The 14,046-nt window shown below is 43.6% G+C and carries 12 protein-coding genes and 1 pseudogene; all 13 read left to right on the top strand.

Annotated features, from left to right (window positions below; all coding sequences use genetic code 11):
• Positions 1 to 367: 367 nt before the first annotated feature.
• Positions 368 to 667 carry a hypothetical protein gene (locus Q0R57_RS03750; RefSeq protein ID WP_294744055.1) on the top strand — a complete coding sequence of 100 codons (300 nt, stop codon included), beginning with the start codon at positions 368 to 370 and terminating at the stop codon, positions 665 to 667.
• A 20-nt stretch (positions 668 to 687) separates the two neighbouring features.
• Complete coding sequence (locus Q0R57_RS03745; protein ID WP_294744054.1) at positions 688 to 870, top strand: hypothetical protein; 183 nt, start codon at positions 688 to 690, stop codon at positions 868 to 870.
• A gap of 10 nt (positions 871 to 880) precedes the next feature.
• Entirely contained in the window at positions 881 to 1,462 is a 582-nt protein-coding gene (locus Q0R57_RS03740; protein WP_294744051.1) for a hypothetical protein, read from the top strand.
• A 19-nt stretch (positions 1,463 to 1,481) separates the two neighbouring features.
• Positions 1,482 to 2,993: pseudogene (locus Q0R57_RS03735) on the top strand (class I SAM-dependent DNA methyltransferase); the annotation flags it as partial.
• Between the two features lie 446 nt (positions 2,994 to 3,439).
• Complete coding sequence (locus Q0R57_RS03730) at positions 3,440 to 4,669, top strand: restriction endonuclease subunit S (protein ID WP_294744049.1); 1,230 nt, start codon at positions 3,440 to 3,442, stop codon at positions 4,667 to 4,669.
• Positions 4,666 to 7,776: a type I restriction endonuclease subunit R gene (locus tag Q0R57_RS03725; RefSeq protein WP_294744047.1), complete on the top strand. Its 3,111-nt coding sequence runs from the start codon at positions 4,666 to 4,668 to the stop codon at positions 7,774 to 7,776. The genes Q0R57_RS03730 and Q0R57_RS03725 overlap by 4 nt, the downstream gene beginning before the upstream one ends.
• Positions 7,777 to 7,795: 19 nt before the next feature.
• Positions 7,796 to 9,181, top strand: a complete 1,386-nt coding sequence (locus tag Q0R57_RS03720) for a hypothetical protein (RefSeq protein ID WP_294744044.1) — start codon at positions 7,796 to 7,798, stop codon at positions 9,179 to 9,181.
• A gap of 228 nt (positions 9,182 to 9,409) precedes the next feature.
• On the top strand, positions 9,410 to 9,802 hold the full coding sequence (locus tag Q0R57_RS03715) for a phage antirepressor KilAC domain-containing protein (RefSeq protein ID WP_294744042.1): 393 nt from the start codon (positions 9,410 to 9,412) through the stop codon (positions 9,800 to 9,802).
• A complete protein-coding gene (locus Q0R57_RS03710) occupies positions 9,799 to 10,074 on the top strand; it encodes a hypothetical protein (RefSeq protein ID WP_294744040.1) in 276 nt (91 codons plus the stop codon). The genes Q0R57_RS03715 and Q0R57_RS03710 overlap by 4 nt, the downstream gene beginning before the upstream one ends.
• Positions 10,075 to 10,124: 50 nt before the next feature.
• Positions 10,125 to 10,418: a hypothetical protein gene (locus Q0R57_RS03705; protein ID WP_139261512.1), complete on the top strand. Its 294-nt coding sequence runs from the start codon at positions 10,125 to 10,127 to the stop codon at positions 10,416 to 10,418.
• A complete protein-coding gene (locus tag Q0R57_RS03700) occupies positions 10,415 to 10,957 on the top strand; it encodes a hypothetical protein (RefSeq protein ID WP_294744037.1) in 543 nt (180 codons plus the stop codon). Before Q0R57_RS03705 ends, Q0R57_RS03700 begins: the two co-directional genes overlap by 4 nt.
• On the top strand, positions 10,942 to 13,530 hold the full coding sequence (locus Q0R57_RS03695) for a BT4734/BF3469 family protein (protein WP_294744035.1): 2,589 nt from the start codon (positions 10,942 to 10,944) through the stop codon (positions 13,528 to 13,530). Before Q0R57_RS03700 ends, Q0R57_RS03695 begins: the two co-directional genes overlap by 16 nt.
• A 70-nt stretch (positions 13,531 to 13,600) precedes the next feature.
• Entirely contained in the window at positions 13,601 to 14,023 is a 423-nt protein-coding gene (locus tag Q0R57_RS03690; RefSeq protein WP_294744033.1) for a hypothetical protein, read from the top strand.
• Positions 14,024 to 14,046: the final 23 nt, after the last annotated feature.

Raw genomic sequence — 14,046 nt, 5'->3', positions numbered from 1 at the left:
ACTTACGAAATGTATAAATGTCAGGAGTTATAAGTTATAACTTTATAACCTCCCATATTTCGCCATTCCAAGGAACAATCTGTTAAAAAACCTTTCTTTTACACATATAATAAGGTGATTTTTCTTTCTTAAAGAAACTTTTTCGCAGGAAATTCGTATCTTTGCAGCATATTAATAACTTAAGGCATCATGTATAGCAAACATAACACAACGGTAAAGGGTCAAAAATTACCCCCCCCCATTAACGTATGTTAACATAAATTCTTCGTCTACCAGTAAGGCTACCCCCTACGCCCTGCTGCACACGGCTTATACCCGTGTCGGCAGGGCTCTTTTATGTCTATGCCTCGCCGCGCTGCCCCTCTTTATGGGTAGTTGCAGCCAGGACGATGCTGATGTAGCGCCCCTGACGCCGATGCACCAGATGTACAACGAGAGTGCCAATCTGACGAAGGTGCAAATGGATAGCATCTCTAACTTCTGCACCAAGTTCAGCGGCTACATCAATCAGCACCCCCAGAGCCAACAGGACGAATATTTCGACCCCACCATTCAGAACATCCGCGCCGCTGCCGCCCTGCATGGCTACGACATCAAGGTAACTACTGTCACCACCGGCATCACCATTAACGATGAATGGGATGGCGAAATCTTTATCACATTCTAACCTTGAGGGAGGAGCTATCGATGTTCACTTTACGCAAAAAGAACAAGTTCTACCATCAAGACCGCATCGCCATGCGCCTTGCGGCCCGCTCCGGCTTGACCTACGAATACAAGTTGGCACGCCGCCACCGCCTCAGTCCCATCGAGGCCCTGGAGGATTGGGATATGCTCTACCCAGAAGACTATAAGTTGTTTGAAGAATAAAGTAAGAGATATGGCAAATAAGGTTGTAGAGGCATACGATGAAGGAAGAATAGCAGAAGCGATGACAACGGAGCTGTCTATCAGGACTGCTATCTCTACCCTTAATGCCCTATATGAGCATAGCATTCACCAAAGGCGATTCTATAAGGATTTGAGTCCCATCTTTGGCGACGATTATGTCTTTTCAATGAAAGACCTGCGTATCTCAACAAAGGTAGATGACCCCTGCATTTTGTACAGAAATATCGACAAAACTCCAGAAGTCATTTACTATGTCTGCATCACGACAATTGTACTATCTGTCTTAACCAAAGCCATCCAGACAAAGCAAATCAAACACAGAAGATATAAGCTTATAGCAAGGAAATATCTTAGTGAAAGATTCATGGAGGATGTTATCCAAGAGCAGGAGAAAAGAAAAGAGGCTAACGCTGCCAAACCTACGGTTTCTAAAACTTTGGCTAAGAGTGAGACCGAGAGAATACATCCCCACCCAAAGCAGGTTGAGAAGAAGAAAGCAAAACCCAAGAGTACTAAGGGGCACAGGCCTTGGGTACACATCATATACACCCCCATGGGGAATAAACGATAATAAATAAAAATAAGATACAATGGCAAAGAAAGAAAATACGACCTCGATAGGATTTGAGGAAATCATCTGGAGAGCAGCAGACAAACTGCGTGGTAACCTGAGCGCATCAGAATATGAAGGTGTAGTGCTTGGATTGATATTCCTGAAGTATATCAGCGATAAGTTTGAGGCAAAGTATAACGAACTGAAGGAGGATGAATATGCTGACCCTGAAGATAAAGACGAATATGAAGGTGCTGAAGAAGGACGTATTTTCTTCGTTCCGCAAGGTGCTCGTTGGAGTGATATTCTTCAGAAGGCACATACTCCTGAGATAGGAAAAACGATAGACGATGCCCTTTTGTTGATTGAGAAAGAAAATCCTACATTGAAAGGTATTCTTCCCAATAACTATAACCGTCCAGAACTGGATAAGCGTAGATTAGGTGATGTGGTTGACCTATTCTCAAACATCAAGATGCATTCTTCTGCTGATGAAAAAGATTTGTTAGGCAGAGTCTATGAATACTGCTTGCAGAAATTTGCCTCTATGGAAGGTAAGAATGCAGGAGAATTCTATACACCAAGTTGCATTGTCCGCACAATAGTTGAAATTATCAAGCCCTTCAAAGGACGTGTTTACGACCCTTGCTGTGGTTCTGGCGGTATGTTTGTACAGAGTGCTAAGTTTATAGATCAGCATCAGAAAGAACTCCGTGATATCAGCGTTTATGGACAAGAAGCCAACAGCAGCACTTGGAAGATGGCCCACATGAATGTTGCCATTCGTGGAATGGAAGCAAACTTAGGACAAACATACGCAGACACTTTCTTTGATGACCAGCATCCCACATTGAAGGCAGATTTCATCATGGCTAACCCACCGTTTAATCTCAGCGACTGGGGTGCAGACAAGTTGGCTAATGATGTACGTTGGAAATTTGGAATGCCTCCAGCAGGCAACGCCAACTTTGCTTGGATGCAGCACATGATACACCACCTGTCACCTACAGGCCGCATAGGTCTGGTGCTTGCCAATGGTGCCCTTAGTTCACAAACAGGCGGTGAAGGAGTTATTCGTCAGCGAATAGTGGAGAATGATCTTGTAGAAGGCATTATTGCTTTACCTTCGCAATTATTCTACAGTACAGGTATTCCCGTATCGCTTTGGTTCCTATCACGCAAGAAACAACAACCAGGCAAGGTGCTCTTTATAGATGCTCGTAACATGGGTACTATGGTGACTCGTGCTGTCCGTGAACTGATGCAAGAAGACATCTCGAAGATTGCCGACACCTTTGAGAGTTTCCGTAATGGTATTCTTGAAGATGAAAAAGGTTTCTGCGCAGTAAAGACATTAGACGATATTGCTTCACAAGATTTCATCCTAACTCCAGGCCGCTATGTAGGCATTGCTGAGCAAGAAGATGATGGCGAGCCATTTGATGAGAAGATGGAGCGCCTAACAAAGGAGCTGGGTGCGTTGTTTGAAGAAGGGCGTTATTTAGAAGAAAAGGTAAATAACAACCTGAAGTCTATTGGATTTAATATTCACATACCTACGTTCCAAGAAGAACAGGAAAGCCTATTGAGAAATATACTCAGGGAATGTGACAAGTTTTCTGATAGGGCTTTACGCCGTATATGTGAATGTGCAATTGAGGATCTGAACAAATTTGAGAAAGAATCTGGCATTGCCTTCTTTGCTGATGATAATCCCCAGCATCTTACTTTCTTCGACAAACTAAGTTTAGAAGCAATAGGTAGTGCGTACACTTATGATGAAATACATCCCGGACTTGAAGAACATATTTTGTCTGCCCTAAAAACCGAATATGAGAAGGCTACTGCTGAAGAAAAGTTCTTTATTCGTTACTCTGATTATTACGAGGAGAAAGATGTTCTCGTGAAAGTTCAGAATATATTCTACCAGATGTTGGATGAACATTATTCATCAGAGGAAATGGAATCTTATCACCGATAAATAAATTCTCATTTATGGAAGAGTGGAAAGAATATAGATTGGGGGAGTTGGTTGAACTCAAAAACGGAATTGCTTTTAAAAGTGGCGAATTCGTGGTAAGCGGTATTCCTGTTATAAAAATAAAGAATGTTAAACCCAACCGAATCCTTCTTGATGATTTGAGCTACATTTCTGAAGAATCTGCACAGAATAAAAAATGCTTTGACCTCCTTCCTTCGGATATATTGATTACAATGACTGGAAACAGGAAAGACGGAGGAGCAGATAGTTGGGTAGGAAAAGTTGCGCTATTTAACCAAAATGGCAGATATATGTTAAATCAAAGAGTAAGTGCTATAAGAGTTAAGAGAAAAGATGTTGTTGACTATCATTTCTTAGCATATCTCCTATCTTGTTGGGATGCACAATTATATTTTGTAAACCATTCAAACAGTTCTGGTGGACAGGCAAACATTTCCCCTGATGTGGTTTATGATTACAATATTACACTACCGCCACTGTCAACCCAGAATCAAATAGCTGCCATTCTATCATCCCTTGATGATAAGATTGAGGAAAATCGAAAGATAAACGAGAATTTGGATCAGCAGGCGCAGACTTTGTTTAAGTCTTGGTTCGTAGATTTTGAGCCCTTCAAAAATGGAGAGTTTGTGGAGTCAGAATTGGGAATGATCCCTAAAGGGTGGAGAGTGGGAAGTCTTTTTGATGTTGCTGAAATTTTTGATAAAAAAAGAAAACCACTATCTGGCAAAGAGAGGGAAAATATGGATAAAATATATCCATACTATGGTGCCACATCTTGTATGGATTATGTCGATAATTATCTGTTTGATGGTATATATACTTTAATTGGTGAAGACGGCAGTGTTGCAAAAGAGAACGGCTTCCCATACATGCAATATGTTTGGGGTAAATTCTGGGTTAACAATCATGCACATATTTTGCAAGGTAAAAATGGATTTAGTACGGAAATGATTCATGTCTTTCTATCAATGACAAATATCCAACATCTTGTCACAGGTGCTGTTCAGGCAAAGTTAAGTCAAGCGAATATGCAGAAAATCTCTTTACCAATACCGCCTAAAGACATTGTCGATAATATAAGACCGCGAATAAATGTAATGTACGAAAAAAAAAGAATTCTCGAACAAGAATCCCGTCGCCTTGCAGAGATTCGCGACACACTCCTTCCCAAACTGATGTCGGGAGAGTTAATAGTTAATGAAATAGACGATATTCTATGAGCAACGAAAATGATAAATACATAGAAGATAGCTACGAGCAGACTCTTATCCATCTTTTTACTGAAAGATTAGGATATGAATATGAGTGTGGCTATGATGTTGAACGTGATTATCGCGAGCCTTTTCATCGTGATGACTTGGAGAAATCGATTAAGTGGCTTAACCCTCAGCTATCCCCAAATGTTATTGATGAAGCTATCAGGATGCTTACCAGCAATAATGATGGTGGATATGTGCAGCGTAACGAAACATTCACTGAATGGTTGCAAGATGGAATAAATGTACCTCACGTTGTAGAAGGGCGTGAGGTAACGGATACCGTCTATCTGATGGATTATGAACATCCTGATGCAAACACTTGGAAGATAGTAAATCAATGGCGCGTAGAGGATATAGAACCCATCCGCTGCGATATAGTGGTAATGGTGAATGGATTACCCTTAGTGGTAATAGAGTTGAAGTCACCATCTAATGAAGATGTAGAAGAGGATGATGCCTACAATCAACTGCAAAAATATATGCAGAAATGTCCTTCGCTATTCGCCTATAACGCTTTCTGCGTTACAAGTGATATGCTGACAACAAAGGCAGGAACTATCACTGCACCAGAGAAACGCTTCATGGAATGGAAGACAAAAGATGGAGCAAATGAGAGCACAGCAGTTGCAGACTACGAAACATTCTTTGAGGGTATATTTGGTCACAAGCGAATGTGTGACCTCATCAAGAATTATATCTGCTTTGACCACAAGGACGGTAAGACAGCCAAGATAATGTCTGCCTATCATCAATACTTTGCGGTCAACAAGGCTGTTGCCAGAACACATAAAGCACAAGAGAGTGACGGAAAGATAGGAGTTTTCTGGCACACTCAGGGAAGCGGTAAGAGTCTCTCGATGGTGTTCTATGCTCACAAACTGATACAGGAGTTTCCAACATGTACCATCATGGTAGTAACTGACCGAAACGACTTAGACCTGCAACTTTATGAACAATTTTGTGGTTGCGAGAAGTTCTTGCGAATGTCACCACAACGTGTAGGCTATGCCTTAAACGAAAACGGCAAGCTGGTTGCAGCAGAAGGTGGCGGAAACCTTGATTTGAAAAACAAACTCACAGATTTACAAACTGGTGGTTTAATATTTACCACTATTCAGAAGTTTAGAGAAGGAACAGGATTATTGAGTGACAGAAAGAATATCATTGTTATAACAGACGAAGCGCATCGTTCTCAATATGGTGATGAACACTTTGACAATAAAGCACAGAAGACGAAGAAGGGTTTTGCCTTGATTATGCGTGAGGCTTTGCCTCATGCAATGTTTATCGGCTTCACAGGCACACCTATTTCAGAAAGAGACAGAGATACCGAAGAAGTATTTGGTGATTACATTGATGTCTATGATATGACTCAGGCAGTTGCTGATGGAGCAACACGTCCTGTATATTATGAAAGTAGAGTTATCAAGCTAAACCTTGATGATGATACGTTAAAGCAACTCGACATAGAGTTTGACAAATTAGCTGAGGAAGGAGCCACGCCAGAACAAATAGAAGATGCAAAGCGTACAAATAGTGGTATTCGTGGCATATTGAACAACGACAAAACAATAGAAAGCCTTTGCAAAGATATTGTTACTCACTATGAAGAAAACCGCCAACATATAACTACTGGTAAGGCGATGATAGTTGCTCTTGACAAAGAGGCTGCTGTGAAGATATATCGCCAGATATTGAAGCTGCGTCCTTCATGGAAAGATATGATGCATGTTGTTGTAAGCAGCAGCAACAAAGATAATCCCGACTGGGCTGACGTTATCAGGCCCAAGAAGGAGGACGGTGTGCATTACTGGACAGACAAAGAGTTTGCTACGCTATTCAAAGACGATAACAGTCCAATGAAGATAGCTATTGTTGTTGATATGTGGCTGACAGGATTTGATGTACCATCTTTGGCAACGATGTATGTCTATAAACCGATGAAAGGACACAACCTGATGCAAGCTATAGCGCGAGTGAATCGAGTTTTCCCAGAGAAAGAAGGTGGTTTGATTATTGACTATGTGGGTATTGCAAGCGCCTTAAAACAGGCAATGCAAGATTATACCAATCGTGACCGCCAGCGTTTTGGAAATCCAGACATCCGTGAGGCAGCCTTGAATAAGTTTAAGGAGAAGTTGGAAATATGTCAGGATTTAATGCACGGATACGATTATCAGAAATTCATAAATGGTACAGATGCAGAACGAGGCTCAATAATCACAGGAGGTGTTAACTTCATGTTGTCACCTATTATGGAGCAGAAACGAAAAGACTTTTTAAAAGAAAGCCAGTTACTGCATAATGCGATGACGCTGTGTCGTTCACTCTTAGCTTCAGAGCAGAAGAGAGAGGTAGCTTTTATGGATGCTGTAAGAACTCTGTTGGTGCGCTATACACAGAAAGGCAAGATTAGCAAGAAGGAAATCAATGAGCGCATTTCCACTTTGTTAGAGCAGAGTATTCAGAGTGATGGTGTAATCAACTTGTTTGCGGATGAGAGAGAATTCTCCCTGTTTGATGAGGGATTTATTAAGGAAATCCGCAATATGAAGGAAAGGAATATTGCTGTTCAGTTATTGGAGAAACTGCTGAAAGAGCGTATCAGGAACTATGAACATATAAATGTTGTTCAGAGTCAGCGATTCAGTGACCTAATGAATAATGCATTATCCAATTATCTGAAAGGAATGCTAACTAACGAAGAAGTGATAGAAGAACTCTTGAAGATGGCACAAGCTATCAAACAGAATGAAGAGGAAGGTAATGCACTTGGATTGACAGCAGAAGAAAAGGCGTTCTATGATGCTCTTTCTTCACCAGAAGGCATTAAAGAAGCATACAGCAGTGAGCAGTTTAAAGCGCTAACAGTAGCCCTGACTGAGCAATTGCGTAAGAATCGTACAATAGATTGGAATAAGAAAAAATCTGCTCAAGCATCTATGCGCAGAATCATTAAACGTCTGTTACGAGAATATCATTATCCACCAGAGGGTTATGAGAAAGCATTAGCAACCGTAATGCAGCAATGTGAAAGGTGGGCTGAGGATGAAAGTCATTTAGCATAAGAGAAGTATGTGCAGACCGTTGAAGGACATAGTAGCAGAACTGGAAGCTGAATACAAAGAATCTGAGTTGTTGTACGACTTGGAAGATCGCCGTCGTATAATTGCAGATTTTGATAAAGATATGGATTACATGTTCGTGCGCTTGAAGCAGTTCGAAGAGGATGTTAAGTTTGTCTTGGAGCATAAAATGAATGTAAATGTCATCTGCCGAATAACTCTTAACCTCACCCTAATCCTGCAGCAAATGTGCAAGTCTGTGACAGATTATTATTATGCGATGGAAAAGTATTTGATGGATGAACGCTATGAAAAAAATCATGATTATTGGTCGCGTTTTATAGAATGTAGTCAGAGAATACAAAAGTTGTCAAATAGTCTTCAAGAAAGCAATATTTTCGGAGTAGAAATGCCTGATGAGGCTATGACAATCGCAAATATGTACTATGAAGAAGGTAACATAGATTATACAAAAAAGAATTCTCCTACAGGTACGATATTTATTAATGAAATAGAAGTTGAAAAAATGAATGGCGCCGAGCTTCTAATTTGCATTTGGAAGTTGATGGATGATTTCAGGGGCAGTCTTAGTAAATTGAAGAATATCTCTTATAGTCAAGACACATCATCATTGCCAGACATCTATAATCGTAATTATTTGCTCTATGCAAAAAACTATTGGCCAGCACACGCAGAACATTTCCGCTCACATATTGAGCGAAAGAGGTTGAGAGGTCGTGTAGAAATTAACGGGCTTGAACGTTTGAGAGATGAAGCAGCTCATGAGTTTGAATATAAAACTCCCTCTGGGAAGATTTGGCGTGATTATTCTGAAGATATAGGTCAGCTGGGTGTTCAAATGAAGGAGCAAAAACTGGATGAAGAACAATGGAAATACTTCTTTAAAACAATTTTTGAATTAGATGAGTATGACCGTTGGATAGAAGAGTTGCGAAACCCGCCAGAATCAGACGAGGACAAGCAGAAGAGAGAGAGGCTATTAAAAACGAATAAGGTGTTTAATTTGGAGCCCTCTAAATCAAAATATAAAGTAGATATCCTTCTTCTCTATTATTTTATAAAAGACCGATTCATTACAGAGAAGATGTTTATCTATGAATGGTATGCTTTGTATTATATCCTCAGAAAGGTTGGTGTCCTCACGAATTGTACAACGGAGGATTTTGTGAAGCAGATGAATGATGAGGAATGGTTCGCTAACGTTGATAAGAAGTGTAGCGCCAATGAAATCAATACCTATGGTTTTTTAACCGACAAGTCACCTGATATCTGGGATGTGAAGTTTAAGCCAACAGGAAATAGAGCCTCTAAAAACTCCATTGACAACATTTACAGAAAGTATTCAGACTTAGAAGATACCATCGACGAAATCTACAAAAAAGAGTAGATTTTCAGTACGTTTTTCAGTATTCTTCAGTAAGGATTAGCATTCTTCAGTACCGCACTTGCGACTGAGGGATGCTTTCATTTTATATATCTAAATTTGCACTGTCGAAAGTTCGAAAGGACAACCGACAGTGCTCTTTGAAATGTTTACATACACAACTTCCAAACGCATACGCGCCACACGCACATGCACCCATACGCACGTACATTCTAATAAAAATAAAGGAATATGACTACCGAAGAGAAAAGGATGATGCAGCCCGCGCAGGAATACATACGCAAGCTGCAACAGAAACGTAATGCGGGCACTGAGGACTGTATGCTCTCCAGCGACTTGGGGAGGGATATGGGAATCACCGCCCTGGATCTGCACCACTATCTGATAGATGTGGGGTTCCTCTTTCGTGAGCGTTCAACTTACGAACTGAAGCTTTGCAAGGAATATGCAGGGCTTGGATATGCAAAGACTCGAAGCCACTTCCGCTACAACTCGAAGGGCGACCTCATTGAGACGCGCTTCCCTGTGTGGACTAAGAAGGGGCAAGAGTTCATTAAAAACTTGATTCAAGGAAATCGACATAAGGAAAAGGCAAGGAATTTAAAAACAACAAAAGCAATATGAAGAAAGACAAGAAAATGATGGCAATGTACCATCGTGTGAATGCGATTATGACTAAGAGTGACGATCTGAGCCGCAAGCTGTCGCTGAAGATAGTGGAGGAATGCACTGGTGAGGAATCGGCAATGGTGGCGCTGTATGCGCTGGCTAAGACGGTGTTCGACGTGGTGGACGCTCAGACGGCAGCAGGTCATAAGGACGCAATGGAAAAGTTCATAACCCTGCTGGAGGCTGAAATCCAAGCTAAGGTGATGATGGAGAGTTTGAAGAAGTAAGAAAGAAGATTAAGGATAAGGTTTTTAAATTCAAAAAGCTGTTTAAAAGAATGGAAGCAACAGTAAGAATTTTGAATCAGTCGGGTCTGATTACACGTCAGTACACCGACAAGAAAACGGGCGAGCAGAAGGTTATCAACTCTGTGATGCTCAAGTTGACGGACGGAACGGATTCTTTCCTCGGAGAGATTACCGGCGAGAGGGCTGTGAATTGTCCTAAGTTCGACCCCCAGCACCAGTACAAGGTGCAGTGCTCTATGGTGGTTCGTGAGTGGAACTCGCAGCAGACCGGCGAGGCTATGCAGGCTACTACGATTTACGTGGATAAGATCGGGATGGTATGACTTTAGAGTATCTTGAGATTATGGAAGACGTTAAGAAGACCCAGGAGATGGCAGAGCAGACCTCTGCCACTCCTTCTACGACTCGTAGGAAGTTGCAGAAGTCGTTTAAGTCGAACACCCGTATCTATGATGACGGTTCGATTGAGGTTGACCCACAGGCTCAGGGAGAGCCGTCACAAAAAGACGTGAAGAAGGTGGGTAAGTCGAAGCGGTATATTACATCGGGTAAGAATCCGCTGACTTGCATTGAGTTGAAGTGTCCCGACAACGTGCCTGACAAGGCGGCTTTCTTTCACAAGGAGCTGGCTAAGTTGACTAAGGACATGGAGATTGAGGAGCCGCAGATGCCGGAGGGTGAGTTCCTGCTGAACGAAACCAACGTGAAGGTGAAATTTGCGGCAAAAGAACAGAAAGTGGTGGCGTGGCTCACCTTCGAGGCTAAAGGACTGATAGACGTAAGGAGAGATATGTACACTCTAATAAGTAAGATAGACAAATGTTTAGCTTTCAACGAAGCTTCGGTTTGCCAACTGAAGTAGTGACGCAACAATTGCTTTACCAGTTGGTAGGCAGCCCACAGACTCGTTGGCTCACCCAGGAACACCGCAGATGGAGGGACGCCATGCCCTCCATCGTTGCGGATTCTGCCTTGCAGGAGGAGTGGGCCAAGGATGAAGAGTTTCAGAAGTTTTGCATCAACGAGCCGGCACGTCTGCGTAAGCAGAAGGACGGCAAGAAGAAGGCCGAGGCTTTCGAGGCCCTGCCTTTGGTGAAGAAGATGCAGACCTACTGCGACTCGCTGAAGAAGAGTCTGCCGTTTGTGATTTTCATTGCCACATACGCCGAGACTCCTTCTACGAAGGGTCAGAAGAGGGGGGCTTGGAGGAAACAGGCGGCATGCCAGTTGAATGGACTCTGTGTGATAGACTTTGACCACATCGAGGGCGATGTCCGCAAGGTGTGGCAAGAGGCATACGAGAAGCTGTCCGACGAGGATAAGCGTCGTATTCTCTTTGTGTTCGTAACTCCTTCGGGGCATGGATTGAAGGTGATTTTCATAGCTGATGTGAAAGGCAACCTGATCGATAATCAAAAGGAGTTTTCCCTGAAACTGGGACTTAACCCCGATGAATCTTGCAAAGATGCCAGCAGGGGTGCGTTCCTGACTACGAGTGACGATATTTTATTTATTGACAACGAAAGACTGTTTACGTATGAGAATGAAGAATTTGGTAAGAAGTATAATGAACAATACCATCATGGTAAGTCTCAGCCTACTCTTAACTTTGCTGAGAATAGTACTGGTAATACTCATCTGGCCGCTGTTCAAGGTGCTGGAGAAAACCAACCTGCTGTATCAGGAGGCGATGGAGAGAACCTGCGAAATGCTGAGTCTATGATGTATAACGGCGTGCCATACGCCAAAATCATCGAGGCTTGGATGGAGGGCAGGAACCTCACTAATCATCGGCACGATACGCTGGTAGAGCTGTCGGATCATTTGAGGTATCTTATTGGGAAAAACCCTACCAAGATTACCGAGGTGGTGATGACGTTGCCCTGGGTGCAAGACCTTGCTGCCGAGGGAGAGGATGTGGCTGGTACCGTGAGTTCGATTATGGGCTGGCGGTACAAGCAGAAGAAGCCCGACGAGGTGATGGAGGCTTTGAGGAAAGCAGGGGCGGAAACGCAAGACGCTTCTCTAAACTCTCAACCCTCAACTCTCAACTCTCAGAATGACAACGACGTTTACGCTGTGCTGCCTTTGGAGGAATGGGCAAAAGAGCTGCTGGAGATGGCAGAGTATTACCCTTGCATGAAAGAGTTGTTCCTGAATGTTCATCCTCATAAGCTGGCGGCGGTGTGGTTCTCCAGTGCGGCATTGTTCGGGACGCTGATGACGAGGGCGTTTTACCATTTTTGGTATGAGCCTGAGTTGGTACGTAGGTTGAACTACTGCATCTTCATCATTGGTGACCCGGGTGCCGGTAAGAACATTGTGGAGAAATTCTACAAAAAGATTGCCGACCCGATGATTCAGGCTGACCAGTGTCTGATTGATGCCGTGAACCGCTACAAGGAGGGCCGTACAGAGCGTACCACTTCTACCAAGGCACAGAAAGGTGAGGCTTTGAAAAGGCCTGTAGTGGGCATCAGAGTGCATCCAGCCCGTACCGCTACTGGTGAGTTTATCCGCCACATGAATGCGGCTATCGAGTCGGTTCAGGGCCAGCCTATGAACCTGCACATGTTCTCGTTCGATGCGGAGCTAGATAACGTCACCAAGCAGAATAAGGGCGGCGACTGGAAGGACCGCGAAATCCTTGAGTTGAAGGCTTTCCACAACGAGCAGGACGGACAGATGTATGCCAATCAGGAGTCTGTTACAGGTATGTTCAACGTTTTCTGGAACTTCATCTACACGGGTACGCCCTACGCCCTGCACAGGAAGGTGAACCAAAGGAATTTCGGTACGGGTATGAGCACCCGACTGGCTGTCATCCCATTGCCCGACAAGGGTATGGCGAAGCGACATCAGCAGGTAGATCCCGATGCCAACGAGACGCTGAAGACGTGGGCTTACCGCCTGGATAAGGTGGAGGGTGAATTGCCAATAGAACCGCTAAATGACGAGACCTATGAGTGGCAGACAAGCCACCTGGAGATTGCTGAGTTTAACGGCGATAAGGCAGACAGAACGCTGCTGAAGCGTATTCCGTACTATGGAATTGGCATCTCTCTACCGTTTATCCTGATGCGTCATTGGGATGAGTGGCAGGAGAAGAAGACGCTGACAATGGATGAACGCGACAAGCGGCTCTGTAGGCTGGCTATGGAGATACAGTACAAGTGCCAGCAGTTCTTCTTCGGCGAGATGGCTTTCAACTACTTTGCCGACCAGAACAAGGAGTTCGTGGTAAGGAAGCGCAGTACCCGCTATAACGAGTGTTTCCGTAAGTTGCCTGATGAGTTCAAGACGCAGCAGTTCGTGGACTGCTTCGGAACTTCGCAGCCAACGGCATGGAAGGCCATCAACCGCTTTGTCAGCGAGGGCATCGTCGAGAAAGTGAAGTACGGTCTCTATCGTAAATTGGTGCAGGAGTTGCCATAACTTATAAAGTTATAACTCCTGACACCTGACATCCTAATAGTTTAAAGTTTAAGGTTTAAAGTTTAAAGTTATGTTACCAAGAGGATTTAGAAATTGTAATCCACTGAATATCCGGAGAAGTAAGGATCAGTGGAAAGGTCTCGCAGAGGTGCAGACAGACCGCGCCTTTTGCCAGTTCAAATCATTAGAGTATGGTTGGCGTGCCGCCTTCCATCTGCTGACGCGGACTTACTATCACAAGTACCGTCTCTATACCATCAGAGGCATCGTGAGTCGATGGGCACCCGAAGCAGACCATAACGATACGGCGGCGTATATCGCCAATGTGTCGAAGCTCACCGGCATCGGTCCTGACGAGCCACTCGGCATACCGTCGGAGAGTCCCGCCCGCTGGATGATGCTTGGCGCCGCTATGGCGGTGCAGGAGAACGGCACCAACGTCTTCGACTATTTCGCCATGCTCCGTGGATGGGAGATGAGAGATGAGAGGTGAGAGGTGAAAGGTGAAGGGAGATT

Origin of the sequence: uncultured Prevotella sp. (genome assembly GCF_946407605.1) — a bacterium.
Classification (GTDB): Bacteria; Bacteroidota; Bacteroidia; order Bacteroidales; family Bacteroidaceae; genus Prevotella.
This window is presented reverse-complemented; position numbering and strand designations above follow the sequence as displayed.